Genomic DNA, 16874 nt, shown 5'->3' with positions numbered 1-16874 from the left:
TCAAATCGACCAGGAATCACTGCCATAGCTGCCGATAACACCACGCTCGGCCAGATACTTTTCCACTTCCGCGACCAGTTCGTCAATGTCACGACCTGCAGTGTTGAGATGCAGCTCCGGCGAAAGCGGTGCTTCATAGGGTGAGTCTATGCCTGTGAAAGCCTTGATCTCACCACGTAGAGCCTGCGCATAAAGCCCCTTTGGATCACGCGCCATGCATTCCTCAATCGGCGTATCGACGAAGATTTCGATGAATTCACCCTCCGGCAAACGCGACCGCACACGATCGCGTTCGGAACGGAACGGCGAAATGAACGAAACCAGCGTAATCAGCCCGGCATCGGCCATAAGACCCGCTACCTCGCCAACGCGGCGGATATTCTCAGCCCGGTCTTCATCAGAGAAACCAAGATCGCTGTTAAGGCCATGACGGACATTATCGCCATCCAGCAGATAGGTGTGCTTGCCAAGCGCATGAAGCCGCTGTTCAAGCCGATTGGCGATGGTGGATTTCCCCGAAGCGGACAGACCTGTGAACCAAAGCACAGCCGGTTTCTGGAATTTCTGCGCAGCCCGCGCCTGTTTGTCGAGATCGAAAGCCTGCAAATGCACATTCGTTGCCTGACGCAGTGCCTGATCGATCATGCCAGCACCCACCGTTGCATTGGTGAGCCGATCAATCAGCACGAAAGCACCCGTCACGCGATTGTCCGAATAGGGATCGAAAACGATCTGGTCCGCTGTCTGAAGATGGCAGAGACCAACTTCATTGAGGTCAAGTCGTGTCGCTTCTTCCCGCGCAAAAGTATTGACGTCAGTGCGATATTTAATCTCGCTGATCGTCACCGGCGTCTGGTCGGTTTCGGTACGCAGCAGATAGGAGCGCCCCGGCTGCAAGGCCTCTTCACCGAACCACACAATATTGGCGCTGAAACGATCCGCCACTTCCGGGCGCGCTTCTGCACCCACCAGCATGTTGCCACGAGAGACTTCGATCTCGTCTTCGAGAACCAGCGTCACCGCCTGCCCTTCGGTTGCGCGAGCCAAATCGCCATCATAGGTAGCGATGCGCTTAACCTTCGATTGCTTGCCCGACTTTGCAACCACGACCGTATCGCCCTCGGCAATCGACCCTGAGGCAACCGTGCCTGCAAAACCGCGGAAATCGAGGTTTGGCCGGTTCACATACTGCACCGGGAAGCGGAACGGCTTGCCGATACTATCCGCTTCAAGACGCACTGTTTCCAGATGTTCCAGCAGATAGGGGCCTTCATACCAGCCAATGCGCGATGAGGGGCTACTGACATTATCGCCAAAGCGTGCCGACAGCGGGATTGCCTGAATGCTGGCAAAGCCCAAATCTTTGGCGAAGCTCATATAATCAGCAACAATACGATCAAAAGCATCTTTTGAGAAATCAACCAGATCGATCTTGTTGACGGCCACGACAATGTGCCGGATGCCTAATAGCGAAGCGATGAAGCTATGGCGGCGGGTCTGTGTCAGCACGCCCTGCCGCGCATCGATCAGCACCACCGCAAGATCGGCCGTCGAAGCACCTGTCGCCATGTTGCGCGTATATTGCGCATGGCCCGGCGTGTCGGCCACGATGAACTTGCGGCGTGGGGTTGAGAAAAAGCGATAGGCTACATCGATAGTAATGCCCTGTTCGCGTTCGGCTTCCAGACCATCGACCAGCAGCGCAAAGTCGAAATCGTCATCCGTGGTGCCGAATTTACGGCTGTCGTTCTTCAGCGTCGCCAGCTGGTCCTCAAAGATCAGCTTTGTGTCATAGAGAAGTCGCCCGATCAGCGTGGACTTACCATCGTCGACCGAACCGCAGGTGAGAAAGCGGAGCAGCGTCTTGCGTTCCTGATCGGCGAGAAAATCGCTGACGGCTGCACTTGTTACAGAGGGTTTCAATACAGCGTTCATCAGAAATAGCCCTCACGCTTCTTCTTTTCCATCGAGCCCGCTTCATCACGGTCAATGGCACGACCCTGCCGCTCGGAGGTGCGGGCGATCAGCATTTCTTCGACAATATCGGAGAGATTTGTGGCGCTTGATTCAATAGCACCCGTCAGCGGATAGCAGCCCAGTGTGCGGAAGCGCACCAGTCGTTCTTCCACCTTTTCACCGGGACGCAACGTCATGCGGTCATCATCGAGTTTGATCAACATGCCGTCGCGCTCCACCACCGGGCGGGGAGCGGCAAAATAAAGCGGCACAATCGGGATGTTTTCCTGCAGGATATACTGCCAGATATCGAGTTCGGTCCAGTTGGAAAGCGGGAAGACACGGATCGATTCACCGGCTGCAACACGGGTATTATAGACCTTCCACATTTCCGGACGCTGGTTCTTCGGGTCCCAGCCGTGCTGAGCATTGCGGAATGAAAAAATGCGCTCCTTGGCGCGGGATTTTTCCTCATCGCGACGCGCACCGCCAAAGGCGGCATCAAACTTGTATTTATCAAGCGCCTGCCGCAAACCCACTGTCTTCATGACATGGGTATGGACGTTTGAGCCATGCGTGAATGGGCCAACACCATCGCGCACACCGTCTTCATTGATATGAACCAGCAGCTCAAAGCCCTTTTCGCGGGCTTGCGCATCGCGAAACTCGATCATCTCGCGGAATTTCCAGGTCGTATCGACATGCAGGAACGGAAATGGCGGAGGAGCCGGATAAAACGCCTTCATCGCCAGATGCAGCATGACAGAGGAATCTTTACCCACCGAATACAGCATAACCGGGTTGGAGAAGGTCGCGGCAACTTCGCGGAAAATATGAATTGCTTCTGCTTCCAGACGCTGAAGATGCGTCAGGTTCTTGTTCAGGGATGCATGATGCACGTCGATATCTCCGGGAGGCCAGCTCAACTGGCTAAATCGCTGGTTTGCTATGACGCGCATTGTCATGAAAGGCAGGGCAAAAGGAAAAGTATGCTATCGCGTATTGCGAAACGCTTGAGCGAAAACTTGCCTGTTTTAAGCCAGATGGAGGAAGAAACTTGCGCCAAATCGAAAAGCCCGATTTTCGCCCAAGTTACGGAAAATACTACTAAAATTGTGGTATTAAGCTAAATTTGCAGGGGTAAAACTTTTGTCTAACAAGGGCTGGAGCATCCTTCGAACCATACCGTCGAAGAAATGATCGGCGCTACAGAAGGCCAAAAGTACGCGCCTTGGCGACGGCCTGCACCTTGTTGACCGCAACGAGTTTGGTGAGGACGTTGCTGATATGGAAATTCACCGTCCGGGTCGAGATATTGAGAATTGTGCCAATAATCTCGGCAGTCTTGCCTTCGCTCGTCCAGCGCAGGATTTCGCGTTCACGCGCTGTGAGATTGACCTCTGCTACACAATTGATGCTCGGAACATCAAGATGCTCGTACATAGCAAGATGCAGAAGGTTGGTTACAATCTGCATCTGCCGACGCAGCATCGAAACTTCGCCATCTGACAAAGCTGGTTTATCGCGAAGGAATGTGAGTACGCCAAAGACGCCCTGCGCGGCCCAGCACGGCTGAGAAATACCTGCCCTCAAGCCAAAGCCTTGTGCGTCCGCCCATATTTGCGGAGCATCGGCAAACTGTCGTGCCGACCAAACGAGCGGATCTATGCTGTTCATCCCGCGCTTGAGAATTGGGTCGATTTCGGCATATTTTTTTGCGGCATAATGCTCCCGCCAGCCTTCCGGCAATGTTTCAAAACGCAACCACCGCGCGACACTGTTCAATGAGGGCACACACATAACGTAGGAAACATACTGAAACCCGATTGCTTCCGCATAAGAACAAACGTGTTCAAATGAATTATCTGCGTTGTCGGATATTTGTATTCTTTCGTATAAATCTTCCCATTTCATTGCATAAATCCCAACATTGTTCCTATGAAGCAATATTTACTCTGAAAAACGCAGCAATCAGGCACACTCCGGCATCAGTACATTGCCAGAAAAACAAATATAAACTTTGAAGGATTCTATGGCGCCGGAATCCGGGAATTCAAATCATCGACCACCAAACCGTGAGCCACCTGTATTACATAACACATGATTCCAGGGGCATCCACCGATAATGATTTCAGGATAATCCGGCCTTTTTACAAAACACATACTTATTCATAATGAATATAATTTTAGTAAATTAAGTATAAAAGCCCCGCAATGCGGGGCTTTTATATGAGCGTAATTTAGCAACTATTTATGCAGCAGCTTCAACCGGCTCCGGTGCCTGACCGGGAATGTAGTTGAGGATCGGCCCAAGCCAGCGCTCGACCTCCTCAACGCTCATGCCCTTGCGGTTCGCGTAATCTTCGACCTGATCACGTTCTACCTTGGCAACGCCGAAATAATAGCTTTCCGGATGGCCGATATAGAGGCCCGACACGGACGAACCCGGCCACATGGAATAGCTTTCCGTCAGTTCGACGCCGGTTTGCGCTGTGGCATCCAGCAGCTCGAACAAGGTCTTCTTTTCGGTGTGGTCAGGCTGCGCCGGATAACCCGGTGCCGGACGGATACCCGCATAACGCTCGTGGATCAGATCATCATTCGACAGATCTTCACCCGGCGCATAGCCCCAGAACTCGTTGCGAACGCGCTGATGCATCAGTTCGGCAAAGGCTTCCGCGAAGCGGTCAGCCAGTGCCTTCACGAGAATGGACGAGTAATCGTCATTGGCCCGCTCGAAACGTTCGGCAATTGCCACTTCCTCAATACCCGCCGTGACGACGAAGCCACCGACATAGTCCTGCTTGCCGCTATCGGCGGGTGCAACAAAATCGGACATAGCGACATTCGGACGACCATCACGTTTTGACAATTGCTGACGCAGCGTGAAGAAGGTTGCGAGTTCTTCCTTGCGGCTTTCATCGGTAAAGAGACGAATATCGTCGCCCACCGTATTGGCAGGCCAGAAACCGATTATGCCACGCGGTGCAAACCACTTCTCGTCAATGATCTTTGCGAGCATAGCCTGCGCATCCGCCCAAAGCTGACGCGCTGCCTCACCCTGCTTCTCATCTTCGAGAATAGCCGGATAACGGCCCTTCATCTCCCATGTCTGGAAGAATGGCGTCCAGTCGATATAGCGAGCAATCTCTGCGAGATCGTAGTTCTCGAATGTTTTGGTGCCAAGGAATGTCGGCTTGGGCGGTGTGTAGGCGTCCCAGTCGAGCTTGTGCGCGTTTTCGCGCGCACGTGCCAGTGGCAGGCGCTTCTTTTCTGCCTCATTGCGGGCGTGAGCTGCCGCAACTTTGGCATATTCCTCACGGATGCCCTCGACATAAGCGCCCTTGTTTTCAGGCGACAACAGATTGGAAACAACACCTACCGCACGGCTGGCATCGATCACGTAGACCGCCTGTCCCTGCTCATAACGCGGATGGATTTTCACGGCAGTATGCACGCGGCTGGTCGTAGCGCCACCGATCAGCAGCGGCACGTTGAAGCCTTCGCGCTCCATTTCAGCCGCCACATGCACCATCTCATCGAGCGATGGCGTGATGAGTCCTGAAAGACCAATCACATCGACATTTTCAGCGCGAGCCGTATCGAGAATTTTCTGTGTTGGCACCATCACGCCAAGATCGATGATCTCGTAATTGTTACAGGCGAGAACCACGCCGACAATGTTCTTGCCGATGTCGTGCACGTCGCCCTTCACAGTGGCCATCAGCACCTTACCGGCACTCTGGCGACCTTCACCGCCATTCAGGCGCTTTTCTTCTTCCATGTAAGGCAGAAGCACAGCAACAGCCTGCTTCATCACGCGGGCGGACTTGACCACCTGCGGCAGAAACATCTTACCCGAGCCGAACAGATCACCCACGACATTCATACCAGCCATCAGCGGACCTTCGATAACATGCAGTGGGCGCGCAGCCGCCTGACGCGCTTCTTCGGTATCTGCTTCAATATATTCAGTAATGCCGTTGACCAGCGCATGGGAAAGCCGCTTTTCAACCGGCCATTCGCGCCAGCTCAAATCCTGCGCCTTGGCTTCCTTGGTGCCGCTGTCACGGAAACGTTCTGCAATTTCGAGCAGCCGTTCGGTCGCATCATCGCGACGGTTCAGCACCACATCTTCGCAGGCTTCACGCAGTTCTGGATCAATCGTGTCATAGACCGCCAGCTGGCCGGCATTGACGATACCCATATCCATACCAACCTGAATGGCATGATAAAGGAAGACAGCGTGCATCGCTTCGCGCACCGGCTCATTACCGCGGAACGAGAAGGACAGGTTTGATACCCCGCCCGAAATATGGACGTGCGGCAGTGTTTCGGTGATCTTGCGCGTCGCTTCGATGAAATCGACACCGTAATTATTATGCTCGTCAATGCCGGTCGCGACCGCAAAGACATTCGGATCGAAGATGATGTCTTCCGGCGGGAAGCCAACCTGCTCGGTCAGAATCTTGTAAGCGCGGGTACAAATTTCGACCTTGCGCTCTTCCGTGTCGGCCTGTCCCGTTTCGTCAAATGCCATGATGACAACTGCAGCACCATAGGCACGCACCAGACGCGCATGATGCAGGAAGGCTTCTTCGCCTTCTTTCAGCGAAATCGAGTTGACGATCGGCTTGCCCTGAACGCATTTCAGGCCAGCTTCGATCACGTCCCACTTGGAGCTGTCGATCATTACCGGAACGCGCGCGATATCCGGCTCTGCCGCGATCAGGTTGAGATATTCAACCATGATCTTCTGGCTGTCGATCAGACCTTCATCCATGTTGATGTCGATGATCTGTGCGCCGTTTTCCACCTGATCACGCGCCACATCAAGCGCTGTCGAATAATCGCCAGCCTTAATGAGCTTACGGAAACGGGCGGAGCCGGTAACGTTCGTCCGCTCGCCGACATTGACGAAAGGAATATCCTTGGTCAGCGTGAATGGCTCGAGGCCCGACAGACGCATCAGCGGCGGCACCTTGACCGGCTTGCGCGGTGGATGCTTGGCGACAGCAGCGGCTATTGCACGGATATGATCAGGCGTCGAACCACAGCAGCCACCCACCACATTAACGAGGCCTTCGCGTGCAAAATCCTCGATTTGGGCTGCCATAGCTTCTGGGCTTTCGTCATACTGGCCGAACTCGTTTGGCAGGCCAGCATTCGGATAGGCGCAGACAAATGTATCGGCAATGCCAGCGATTTCCGCGAGATGTTCGCGCATTGCATTGGCACCGAGCGCGCAATTGAGCCCGATGGTGAAAGGCTTGGCATGGCGCAGCGAATACCAGAACGCCGTTGGCGTCTGACCAGAAAGCGTGCGGCCCGAAAGATCGGTGATCGTGCCGGAAATCATCACCGGCAGATGCACGCCCTTCTCAATGAACACTTCTTCAGCCGCAAAGACAGCTGCCTTGGCGTTCAGCGTATCGAAGATCGTCTCAATGAGAATAATGTCGGAGCCACCATCGATCAGCCCACGGATCTGATCGGCATAGGCAATACGCAGATCGTCAAAAGTGACGGCACGATAACCGGGATTGTTGACATCCGGCGACAGCGAAGCGGTACGGTTTGTTGGCCCCAACGCACCTGCAACAAAGCGGCGGCGACCATCTTTCTGTTGCGCACGGATTGCTGCGCGACGGGCTAGGCGCGCGCCATCACGGTTCAGCTCATAGACGGCATCTTCCATACCGTAATCGGCCTGCGCGATGGTCGTCGATGAGAATGTGTTGGTTTCGAGAATGTCGGCCCCGGCTATAGCATAGGCATAATGAATTTCTTCAATCGCCTTTGGCTGGGTGAGCGTCAAAAGGTCGTTGTTGCCCTGAAGCTGGCAATCGCAGGAACCGAAACGCTCGCCGCGAAAATGCTCTTCGTGAAAGCCCAGGCCCTGAATCTGCGTACCCATGGCCCCGTCGAGAATCAGAATGCGCTCACTTGCGGCTTTGGTCAGTGCTGCAAGCACTTCCGAACCGTCCGGCTTTGCTGCCGTTGAACCAAAAAGATTATCGAGGGAAGACGTCATAGGGGATTACCGCCTGTATTATAGAGCATTCCCAGTTTATTTCGGGTCGTTGGAAATGCTCTATCTATTTGTTCAACGCACATCTTGTTCCGAAAACCGTTTCACACTTTTCGGGATGTGCTCCAATACGCTTCATCGCTACAGCACCGCCCGAAATCCGCAAAGGATTTTCTGATAATGCGATGCGCAGATTGCCTTATTGAGCGCACGTTTGATCGCTCTTAGCGAACGCGTAGCGCACAAGACCCGCTTAATGACATAAACATATCTTTATGTCAATTCTGATAGAGTAATTTCGATCGCTGTTCGCGCCTTCACCCAACTGTTGCTAGCGCGAAGAAAAAGTGAGTTTTCCCAGCCACCTACCCGCCACAATGCGGGATCAAAATCGCCTCAGGGACGTTGATAACAAAGCCACTATTTTAGGGAGAAACCAATGAAGAGATTTGCATCTTCCTTCTTCGCAGCGTGTCTGTCACTTGGCATAGGCGTACCTGCCATAACCGCTAGCGCCAATGCAGCGCAACCGGCAGCACTGATAGCCCCCGCCGTCAGCCATGGTGCACAGGCACCGGTCGAAAATGTTCAATATTACGACTATCGTGGAGACAGACGTGGCTGGCGTCACCATCATCCACGATATCGCGATGGCTATAGGCACTACAGGCCGCACTACCGGAATTGGGGGCCACCACCACGCTATCGTCATCACCCACCGCGTTATCGCCCTGCCCCGATATATCGCGGCGGTGGCAATGCGCATGTACGCTGGTGCTATAACCGTTATCGGTCATATCGTGCTTACGACAATACGTTCCAGCCCAATTACGGCCCACGTCGCCAGTGCTATTCGCCCTATATTTAAAGCATGTCTCCCAAACGGTGATACCGGTTTTGGGATGAAGACATGCAATAAAATAATAAAGCCCCGGAAATCCGGGGCTTTTTCATAACGATATGTCGCGAAAATCAGGTTACGAAAGCGCCGATCGAAGCTGCGACCAGGCCGATGGCTACAGCGATCATCACGCCATAAACGCGCGGCTTGTCGAAAAGCACGGCAAAAGCAGAGAACCAGCCCACCACCGCCGCACCCAGCGCGAAAAGGAAACCGGGCTTGTCGCCGTGGTAAAGATTGGCCGCCATCAGCGCACCGACAATCAGCGCACCAAAAACGATCATCAGCCCTGTGGCATAGCGTTCGTAATCGTCCATCTAAATTTCCTCGTTCCGATCACATCAAATACGCGACGGAAGATATCTCTCAATCATTTGGCCATTTGAAGACATGACCAGCTGTCATGTTCCATGGCGGGTTGTTCTCACACAATCACTATTTTCGCCGTTCTTCAACCATTTCGCTGCAATTGTTGCGACTGATCACAGAGTCGTTGCCGCAAAGCCGCGAAGATGGTGCTATATTACCGCTCATGGATTCGACCGGCATCAGCACTTTCGACACAGCTATTGGCCCCTGCGGGATCGCCTGGCATGCCGGTAAAATTATCGGCGTGGAGATTGGTGATGCCGACGAAAACGAAACGCGCTATCGGCTTCAGTCACGCTTTTCGGACACGGAAGCATTGAACCCACCCACCTATGTCAGCGAAGCGATAGACAAGGTTCGCGTGCTGCTTGATGGTGGCGATCCGGATTTCTCGCAAACACCGCTGGCGCTTGATTCGGTACCAGACCTCAACAGACAGGTCTATGAAATCCTTCTCGAGTTGAAAGCGGGCGAGACCATCACTTATGGCGCAATCGCGCGCAGGCTTGGCGATGTCAGTCTTTCTCAGGCAGTGGGCTACGCGCTTGGCAAAAATCCGTTTCCGATCATTGTCCCCTGCCATCGGGTTTTGGGCTCCAATGGCAAGGTTGGCGGTTTTTCGGCTGCGGGTGGCACGGCGACCAAGCTACGCCTGCTCAACATCGAACGCGCGAAAACATCGCTAGAGCCGGATTTGTTCGGCGGCCTGCCTTTGCAGGCACGACCAGAGGCTGAATAATCAGCCCTTGTCGGTCACGACATCAGCGGAGAAGCGCAGCTCACGCATAGGACGCACATATTGCGTGGATGCGTCATAGGTCGGATGGTTTTTGTAAGCGAAAAGCGCTTCTTCATCCTTGAACTCCGCATAGACAACAAGATCAATCGCGTTGCCCATCGGGTCGACCTTGGAGTTCGGCAGAACTTCAAACACGTCAGAATAAGGAATGGTGCCCAACTGCTCCAAGCCCTTGCGGACGACATCGATGTCCTGATCTGGCTTGACGCTGAAGAAAACAATGTGGCGGATCACGTCTCGTCTCCAAATCCAGAGCGGTTCGGGTCACTATGAAACCTTTGACCGCTCTATCTTTTTTTGTGACGCATTATCCGACGCAAAACCGCTTCGCACTTTTGCTGGAAATGCTTTGACGCGTATCTACCCCATCAAGCGAACAAGCAAAACCACAAAAAGGTGATTGCTAAGAATTAGCCTGCCTTTACCCGACGCCAGGCAAACCCACCTTCCTGCTGCACCGAGCCACGGCCGGGCTGATAATATCCGGGCGTATCCACGAGACGCTGTTCGCCAAGGCGGCTTTGAGCGACCTTGTTTGTCACCTGAAGGCTGTCAAAACCAGTGCGCAGCATAAGAGCCGCCTGATCGATCAGCACATCGCCCGTTGCACGCAATTCGCCCTCAAAACCTGCACGACGCAGAACTTCTGCTTTTGAATAAGAGCGGCCATCATTGAAGGCCGGAAACTCTAAGGCAATGACCGGCAAGCCTGCCAGATGATCAAGCAGTGGCTCGATCTTCTCACCCGGTGTTACCGACACACCGATACGGCGATTGGAAGAGCGGCGTTTCTCCTCATCAAGTCCCAGCCAGACGGCCAAAGGGATGATGATTGCGGGCGCATCCCCCGCGATTTCCAGATCGTCGGCAAAAATATAGTCGTCTTCACGAAAGCCTTGCTCAGACCAGAGCTTCGTTTCAGCTGTTGTCTCACTCATTTCTGGTCCTAAACCCCTATATTACTTTTTTTCACGCGCATCTTACCCGAAAACCGCTACACACTTTTCGGTATGCGCTTTAGGCTATCGGCAAGGCCCGTCAGATGGATGCCGCATTCGGTCTTTTCCGATCCGGCCCAACGTCCGGCTCGCTGATCTTCGTCATCGCCGACCGGTCGTGTGCAGGGCATACAGCCGATTGATCGATAGCCCTGCTCTGTCAGCGGGTGGACGGGGAGATCGTGCACACGCGCATAGGCACGCAAATCTTCCGCACTCATATGCGCTAGCGGATTGATGCGAATACGCGGGCCGACCGATTCAAAAACCGGCAAAGCATTACGGGTCGAAGCCTGAAACTGCTTCCGGCCGGTCATCCACGCACGATAGGGGGCGACAGCGCGCGCCATCGGTTCCACCTTGCGAATGAAGCAACAGCGGTCCTTGTCTGTCATCGACAAAGCGCCGAAAGGATCATCGGCTTTCACGTTTTCCACAAGCGGCAATATATCCTGCACATCGAGAAGTCCCAACCGATCCACGAGATCATGCCGATAATCGAGCGTTGCGCGGAAATGCTTGCCCGTGTCGAGAAACAGAACCGGCGTTGCCGGATCGATCTCGGAAATCATGTGTAACAGCACAACCGATTCAGCACCGAATGATGAAACGACTGCAATTCCCCCATCAAAGAGTTCGCGCGTGCTGAGCGCAATCACCTCTTGCGGAGAGGAAGCCCCATGGCTTCCCTCCAAAAGACGGGCTTGCGCCTCCGCCCTCTGATCTGCACTCAGATCTGAATTGGGATCAAGGTCAGGCCGCACGGCTCACTTCTCCATAAAGCGCGCGTTTAAACGGATCCATGCCCACCCGGCGATAGGCAGCAAGGAAAGTCTCTTCGTTGTTTGCGCGCAAACCGAGATAGGTATCGACCACGGTTTCAATCGCATCGACCACTTCTTCAGAAGAAAATCCACGTCCGGTGATGTCGCCAATCGACGAATGCTCGTCACCCGAACCACCAAGCGTGATCTGGTAAAGCTCTTCGCCCTTTTTCTCGACGCCAAGAATACCGATATGGCCGACATGGTGATGACCGCAGGCATTGATGCAGCCGGAAATCTTGATCTTGAGATCGCCAATTTCAAGCTGGCGCTGCTGATCACCGAAACGCTCAGAAATGCGCTGCGCAACCGGGATCGAGCGCGCATTGGCAAGCGCGCAATAGTCAAGGCCGGGACATGCGATGATGTCGGTAATCAGACCGGCATTGGCCGTAACCAGACCATCTGATTGAAGCAGATCATAGACCGCCGGGAGGTCGGCCTTGGCCACATGCGGCAGAACCAGATTCTGCTCATGGCTGACGCGGATTTCATCGAAAGAATAGGTCTCGGCAATATCCGCCACCAGTTCCATCTGCTCCGCACTGGCATCACCCGGGATCCCGCCAATGGGTTTCAGCGAAATCGTGACAACGGCATAATCCGGGTTCTTGTGTGGCGTAACATTGCGCTTGATCCATGCCGCAAAATCAGCGTCGGATTTCTGCGTGACCGCCAGAATTTCCCACCCTTCGGGACGCTGCGGCAGATCCGGCATCCGGAAGTAACTTTCAATCGCATCAATATCGCGCTGCGGCAGTTTCAGATCACCGTAACGGATCTGTTCCCACTCAGCATCGATCTCTTGCACCAGCGGCTCGACCCCAGTTTCATGAACGAGGATTTTGATGCGTGCCTTATATTTGTTATCGCGGCGTCCATAGAGATTATAGACGCGGACGATAGCCGTCACATAGGTCAGCATGTCCTCAAGCGGCAGGAAATCGCGGATTTTCTTGGCAATCATCGGCGTGCGCCCCTGACCACCACCGATATAGACGGCGAGACCGAGTTCGCCTGCTTCGTTCTTTTTCAGCTGCAGGCCAATGTCGTGCACCTGAATGGCAGCACGATCATGCTCAGAACCGACAATCGCAATCTTGAACTTGCGTGGGAGATAGGAAAACTCCGGATGCAACGACGACCACTGCCGCAGAATTTCTGCCAGCGGGCGCGGATCGGCTACTTCATCATGTGCAGCGCCGGCAAAATGATCCGCCGTCACATTGCGAATGCAATTGCCTGAAGTCTGTATCGCATGCATTTCGACTCCCGCAAGCTCTTCGAGAATTTGCGGCACGTCTTTCAGTGCTGGCCAGTTGTACTGGATGTTCTGACGCGTCGTGAAATGTGCGAAGCCACGATCATAATTCCGCGCAATGGAGCCAAGCCTGCGCAGCTGGCGGCTCGACAATGTGCCATAAGGGATCGCAACACGCAGCATATAGGCATGTAATTGCAGATAAAGGCCGTTCATCAGCCGCAAAGGCTTGAACTGGTCTTCCGTCAATTCGCCAGAAAGGCGACGCCCAACCTGATCCTTGAACTGTGCAACGCGGGCCGCAACAAAGTCGCGGTCAAATTCATCATAACGATACATATTTACTTCCGATATTCAGATCAGGAGGCTTGCTTTAACGCTGGTTGACCAAGCGTAATGATGGTGGGCCCGGAGAGTCGGATACGTTCGCGGAGGCGAATGGGATAAAGCCCTTCATCACGCTCTTCGACATCGATGACATTCACGTCGACAACCAGATTGGCTTTTGCTGCCACCTTGCCCGCTTCTTCAAGTGCGCTGACAGCTTCCGCATGACGGGCAACGAGCGCGCCATCAATCGTTTCCTGCCATGAACCATCAGCGCCAAGCCACACAGCCTGTCCATCGATGAGCCGGTTTGCAGTGAGAACTTTTACAACCATTTTTCCGACTCCTGATTTAAGCCGCGACTGCAACGGGTCTAACCGCCAGCGCCTGCGCTTTGTCGATAGCGGCGCCTGCAACAGCATCGCCGATGATGACCATGACCCGACCGGAGAGTTCTTTGCGCTCTTCCAGAGACGGCAGATCTTTCAATGTTCCATGAAACAGCCGCTTATCCTTGCGGCTGGCATTCTCAACAACCGCGACAGCCGTATCTTCATGCAGACCAGCAGAGATCAAACGGCTAGCAACCGAGGCTGCAACGCTTGAGCCCATATAGACGGCAATCGTTGCCCCGGAGACGGCAAGCTTGGCCCAGCCCGGCAGCACATCGCCTGCCATGTCGTGGCCCGTCGTGAATACCAGCGAGGAGGCCACACCACGCAAGGTGAGCGGCAGTTCCATATCGGCAGCAGCTGCAAAAGCAGACGTGATGCCCGGCACGATTTCAAAGCCGATACCAGCTGAACGCAATGCTGCCATTTCTTCGCCCGCACGGCCAAAGACCAGCGGATCGCCCGCTTTCAGACGCACCACACGCTTGCCCTCGCGACCAAGGCTGACGAGCAGATCATTGATCTCGTTCTGGCTCTTGGAATGGCATCCCTTGCGCTTGCCGACCGAAAGACGCTCCGCATCACGACGCCCCATGGCAATCACGCCTTCCGGCACCAGTGCGTCATGCACAATCACGTCAGCTTCCATCAGAACGCGATGTGCGCGCAGGGTCAGCAGATCTTCTGCACCCGGACCGGCACCAACGAGCCAGACATAACCGGCAGCATGTTCTCTTTGCTCGATTAATTCATTTGCAGCTTTGTATGCTTCTTCGCGATCACCGTTTTCAACAGCACGCGCTACGGAGCCGGAGAAGAACCCACGCCAGAAACTGCGGCGCGCCAAACCTTTTGGCAAAAGCTTTTCGACCAGCGGACGCCAACTTTCGGCATAATGTGCAAGCTCACCAAGGCGTGGCGAGAAGGCCGCATCAATGCGCGCACGCACCATCTGTGCCAGCACAGGGGCCGAGCCTTCGGTGCCAATCGCAATTGCAATCGGCGCTCGGTTCACAATGGCAGGGGTCAGGAAATCGCAGAGTGCAGGACGGTCGACAACGTTGACTGGAATTTTCAGCGCTTTGGCCGATGCTGCAATGGCGCGATCCTGATCTTCATCACCCGTGGCGACAAAAACCAGCTTCGCACCTTCAAGAAGATCGGCGCTAAAAGCTTGAGAAACATGTTCCGAACTGTGGCTTTCGATGAAGCTCGCCAAGGCTGGTTCAAGCTCTTGCGCAATGATGCGCAAACGAGCGGACGTCTGTGCCACGAGCCGCGCTTTGTTGAGCGCTTCTTCGCCGCCGCCAACAATAACCACTACCTCTTCCGAAACACGGAAGAAGGCAGGAAAATCAGCAAGAAGTCGTTGGGACGCGAGAGCCACAGCAGTATCCTTTTTAAGACTGCTGGCATTATCCCCGGGCTGGCGAAATTTTATAAGAAACGGGCTTGCGTGCGCAAATCGCGCGGAGCATCACTTTTTCTCTGAAAAGGCATTATGAGGATTTTAATTCCTGTTTGCCTCAAATTATATCCCATAATTTTTGTAGGATTAGCATTTGAGCGCCGTGCGCCCTATTGGACGCACAAAGGACGCTCAAACACTAAAAATGCGCATCGAGCTTTCCAAAAATCGATTTCGATTTTTGGGCCGATGCGTGACTAGCTATAATTGCCCGACGTAAAAAATGCTGGCAAGTGCTTTGGCCAGCGACGTGGCAGAACAGCTACGAGGTCAAAGCGCAGCGATAATTGTGCGTAGTCTTTTTGGCGTTGCAGCCACATATCGGCAGCCGCCTCGATACGACGCATGGCCTGCGGCGTGACGGCAAGTTGCGCTGCTTCAACGCTTGTCCGTGCTTTGACTTCAACAATGAGAACAAGATTGCCGCGCCGGGCGATCAGATCAATTTCGCCAAGCCGCGTGCGGTAGCGGCGTGCCACGATGCGAAAACCTTTGAGCATAAGCGCAAACGCTGCCAGTCGCTCGGCGCTGTGTCCGCGAAAGAAAGCAACACGCTTTTTCTCGCGGAGTTCACTCATCAGTCCTGCGCCTTCAATTGCATCAGGCGCTGATACAGCACTGATTTCTGCCCACCAGTCATCTTTGCTGCCTCGCCTGCAGCTTTTGATGGCGGCAATTCCTGCGACAATGACAGCAACAGCTTGTCGATATCCTCTTCGCTCTGCGGACCGGCTTCTCCTGTTGGCGGACCAACCAGCAACACGACTTCACCGCGAATACGATCTTCGCCATCAAATTGCTGCTTCAACTCACCCAGAGTTGCAGTCACGATGGTTTCATAGGCTTTGGTCAGCTCGCGGCAAAGGGCTGCTTCACGCCCATCGCCAAAGACCTCCGCCATATCGGCGAGCGTTGTCGCCGTGCGGTTGGGCGATTCATAGAATACAAGCGTTGCTTCGATATTCTTGAGGCTTTCGAGCTTGGATGTCTTCTGGCCGTGTTTGACCGGCAAAAAGCCGCAAAACATGAATGCATCAGTCGGAAGTCCGGAAGCAGCCAGTGCCGCAAGGAGTGCTGAAGCACCAGGCACCGGCACCACACGAATGCCTGCCTCACGGGCCTCGCCCACAAGGCGGAAGCCCGGATCGGACACAAGTGGCGTGCCTGCATCTGAAACGAGCGCAACACTCTTGCCGCTTTCAAGGGCTGCGATCAGCTTTGCGCCTGCCTCAGCGGCATTATGTTCGTGATAGCTGATCGGGCGACGCGAAATGCCATAGCGATCGAGCAACACGCGGGTCACGCGGGTATCTTCACAGGCCACAATGTCGGCACTCGCAAGCACTTCCAGCCCGCGCAGCGTCATGTCGCCGAGATTACCAATCGGGGTCGAGACGATATAGAGCGCAGGTTCGATCGGACGTGCACGCTGGGCGGTGCCACCGACAACAAATTCGCGTTTCTGTTCGTCCAAAAATTCACTCATCACCAGTCCTTATTTACGCATGTCGTTATCGGGAAACCGGTTCCCACTTTCCCGCGACATGC

Annotated in this window: 15 protein-coding genes; 2 read left to right on the top strand and 13 right to left on the bottom strand. The window is 54.2% G+C overall.

Annotated elements, in window-relative coordinates; all coding sequences use genetic code 11:
• From cysN to metH, 4 genes are all read right to left on the bottom strand, one after another.
• Positions 1–1935, bottom strand: a complete 1935-nt coding sequence (gene cysN / locus KMS41_00940; protein QWK77846.1) for a sulfate adenylyltransferase subunit CysN — start codon at positions 1933–1935, stop codon at positions 1–3.
• On the bottom strand, positions 1935–2855 hold the full coding sequence (cysD, locus tag KMS41_00935; protein ID QWK77845.1) for a sulfate adenylyltransferase subunit CysD: 921 nt from the start codon (positions 2853–2855) through the stop codon (positions 1935–1937). The genes cysN and cysD overlap by 1 nt, the downstream gene beginning before the upstream one ends.
• Before the next feature lie 307 nt (positions 2856–3162).
• On the bottom strand, positions 3163–3870 hold the full coding sequence (locus tag KMS41_00930; protein QWK77844.1) for an autoinducer binding domain-containing protein: 708 nt from the start codon (positions 3868–3870) through the stop codon (positions 3163–3165).
• A 337-nt stretch (positions 3871–4207) separates the two neighbouring features.
• The gene (metH, locus tag KMS41_00925) at positions 4208–7990 is read right to left on the bottom strand and encodes a methionine synthase (protein ID QWK77843.1); all 3783 of its coding nucleotides are present in this window, start codon (positions 7988–7990) and stop codon (positions 4208–4210) included.
• 436 nt (positions 7991–8426) lie between these two features.
• Between metH and KMS41_00920 the strand changes: the two genes are divergently transcribed.
• The gene (locus KMS41_00920; protein ID QWK77842.1) at positions 8427–8855 is read left to right on the top strand and encodes a BA14K family protein; all 429 of its coding nucleotides are present in this window, start codon (positions 8427–8429) and stop codon (positions 8853–8855) included.
• 104 nt (positions 8856–8959) lie between these two features.
• Here KMS41_00920 and KMS41_00915 read toward each other — a convergent pair whose 3' ends face one another.
• Positions 8960–9205 carry a hypothetical protein gene (locus KMS41_00915; protein ID QWK77841.1) on the bottom strand — a complete coding sequence of 82 codons (246 nt, stop codon included), beginning with the start codon at positions 9203–9205 and terminating at the stop codon, positions 8960–8962.
• 215 nt (positions 9206–9420) lie between these two features.
• Here KMS41_00915 and KMS41_00910 point away from each other — a divergent pair, with 215 nt between their 5' ends.
• The gene (locus KMS41_00910; GenBank protein ID QWK78730.1) at positions 9421–9996 is read left to right on the top strand and encodes a methylated-DNA--[protein]-cysteine S-methyltransferase; all 576 of its coding nucleotides are present in this window, start codon (positions 9421–9423) and stop codon (positions 9994–9996) included.
• On the opposite strand, the gene KMS41_00905 is transcribed toward KMS41_00910, so the two are convergent.
• The 8 genes from KMS41_00905 to rsmI form a co-directional block, all read right to left on the bottom strand.
• A complete protein-coding gene (locus KMS41_00905; GenBank protein ID QWK77840.1) occupies positions 9997–10290 on the bottom strand; it encodes a Dabb family protein in 294 nt (97 codons plus the stop codon). It abuts the gene before it with no gap.
• Positions 10291–10466: 176 nt separating this feature from the next.
• Complete coding sequence (locus KMS41_00900) at positions 10467–10994, bottom strand: DUF934 domain-containing protein (GenBank protein ID QWK77839.1); 528 nt, start codon at positions 10992–10994, stop codon at positions 10467–10469.
• A gap of 56 nt (positions 10995–11050) precedes the next feature.
• Complete coding sequence (locus KMS41_00895) at positions 11051–11818, bottom strand: phosphoadenylyl-sulfate reductase (protein QWK77838.1); 768 nt, start codon at positions 11816–11818, stop codon at positions 11051–11053.
• Complete coding sequence (locus tag KMS41_00890; protein ID QWK77837.1) at positions 11808–13478, bottom strand: nitrite/sulfite reductase; 1671 nt, start codon at positions 13476–13478, stop codon at positions 11808–11810. Before KMS41_00890 ends, KMS41_00895 begins: the two co-directional genes overlap by 11 nt.
• 20 nt (positions 13479–13498) lie before the next feature.
• Positions 13499–13801: a DUF2849 domain-containing protein gene (locus KMS41_00885; GenBank protein ID QWK77836.1), complete on the bottom strand. Its 303-nt coding sequence runs from the start codon at positions 13799–13801 to the stop codon at positions 13499–13501.
• Between the two features lie 16 nt (positions 13802–13817).
• The gene (gene cysG, locus KMS41_00880) at positions 13818–15245 is read right to left on the bottom strand and encodes a siroheme synthase CysG (protein ID QWK77835.1); all 1428 of its coding nucleotides are present in this window, start codon (positions 15243–15245) and stop codon (positions 13818–13820) included.
• 278 nt (positions 15246–15523) lie between these two features.
• Positions 15524–15904, bottom strand: coding sequence for a YraN family protein (locus KMS41_00875; GenBank protein ID QWK77834.1), 381 nt, complete (start codon positions 15902–15904; stop codon positions 15524–15526).
• A complete protein-coding gene (gene rsmI, locus KMS41_00870; protein QWK77833.1) occupies positions 15904–16812 on the bottom strand; it encodes a 16S rRNA (cytidine(1402)-2'-O)-methyltransferase in 909 nt (302 codons plus the stop codon). Before rsmI ends, KMS41_00875 begins: the two co-directional genes overlap by 1 nt.
• Positions 16813–16874: the final 62 nt, after the last annotated feature.

Origin of the sequence: Ochrobactrum sp. BTU1 (assembly GCA_018798825.1) — a bacterium.
GTDB lineage: Bacteria > Pseudomonadota > Alphaproteobacteria > Rhizobiales > Rhizobiaceae > Brucella.
Note: the sequence above shows the minus strand (reverse complement) of the source record. Positions and strands in the feature narration are given on the sequence as shown.

Bases quoted from the DNA above. Each gene is read 5' to 3' on its own strand.
- cysN (QWK77846.1), bottom strand. From the start codon at position 1,935: ATGAACGCTGTATTGAAACCCTCTGTAACAAGTGCAGCCGTCAGCGAT.
- KMS41_00930 (QWK77844.1), bottom strand. From the start codon at position 3,870: ATGAAATGGGAAGATTTATACGAAAGAATACAAATATCCGACAACGCA.
- metH (QWK77843.1), bottom strand. From the start codon at position 7,990: ATGACGTCTTCCCTCGATAATCTTTTTGGTTCAACGGCAGCAAAGCCG.
- KMS41_00920 (QWK77842.1), top strand. From the start codon at position 8,427: ATGAAGAGATTTGCATCTTCCTTCTTCGCAGCGTGTCTGTCACTTGGC.
- KMS41_00915 (QWK77841.1), bottom strand. From the start codon at position 9,205: ATGGACGATTACGAACGCTATGCCACAGGGCTGATGATCGTTTTTGGT.
- KMS41_00910 (QWK78730.1), top strand. From the start codon at position 9,421: ATGGATTCGACCGGCATCAGCACTTTCGACACAGCTATTGGCCCCTGC.
- KMS41_00900 (QWK77839.1), bottom strand. From the start codon at position 10,994: ATGAGTGAGACAACAGCTGAAACGAAGCTCTGGTCTGAGCAAGGCTTT.
- KMS41_00890 (QWK77837.1), bottom strand. From the start codon at position 13,478: ATGTATCGTTATGATGAATTTGACCGCGACTTTGTTGCGGCCCGCGTT.
- KMS41_00885 (QWK77836.1), bottom strand. From the start codon at position 13,801: ATGGTTGTAAAAGTTCTCACTGCAAACCGGCTCATCGATGGACAGGCT.
- KMS41_00875 (QWK77834.1), bottom strand. From the start codon at position 15,904: ATGAGTGAACTCCGCGAGAAAAAGCGTGTTGCTTTCTTTCGCGGACAC.
- rsmI (QWK77833.1), bottom strand. From the start codon at position 16,812: ATGAGTGAATTTTTGGACGAACAGAAACGCGAATTTGTTGTCGGTGGC.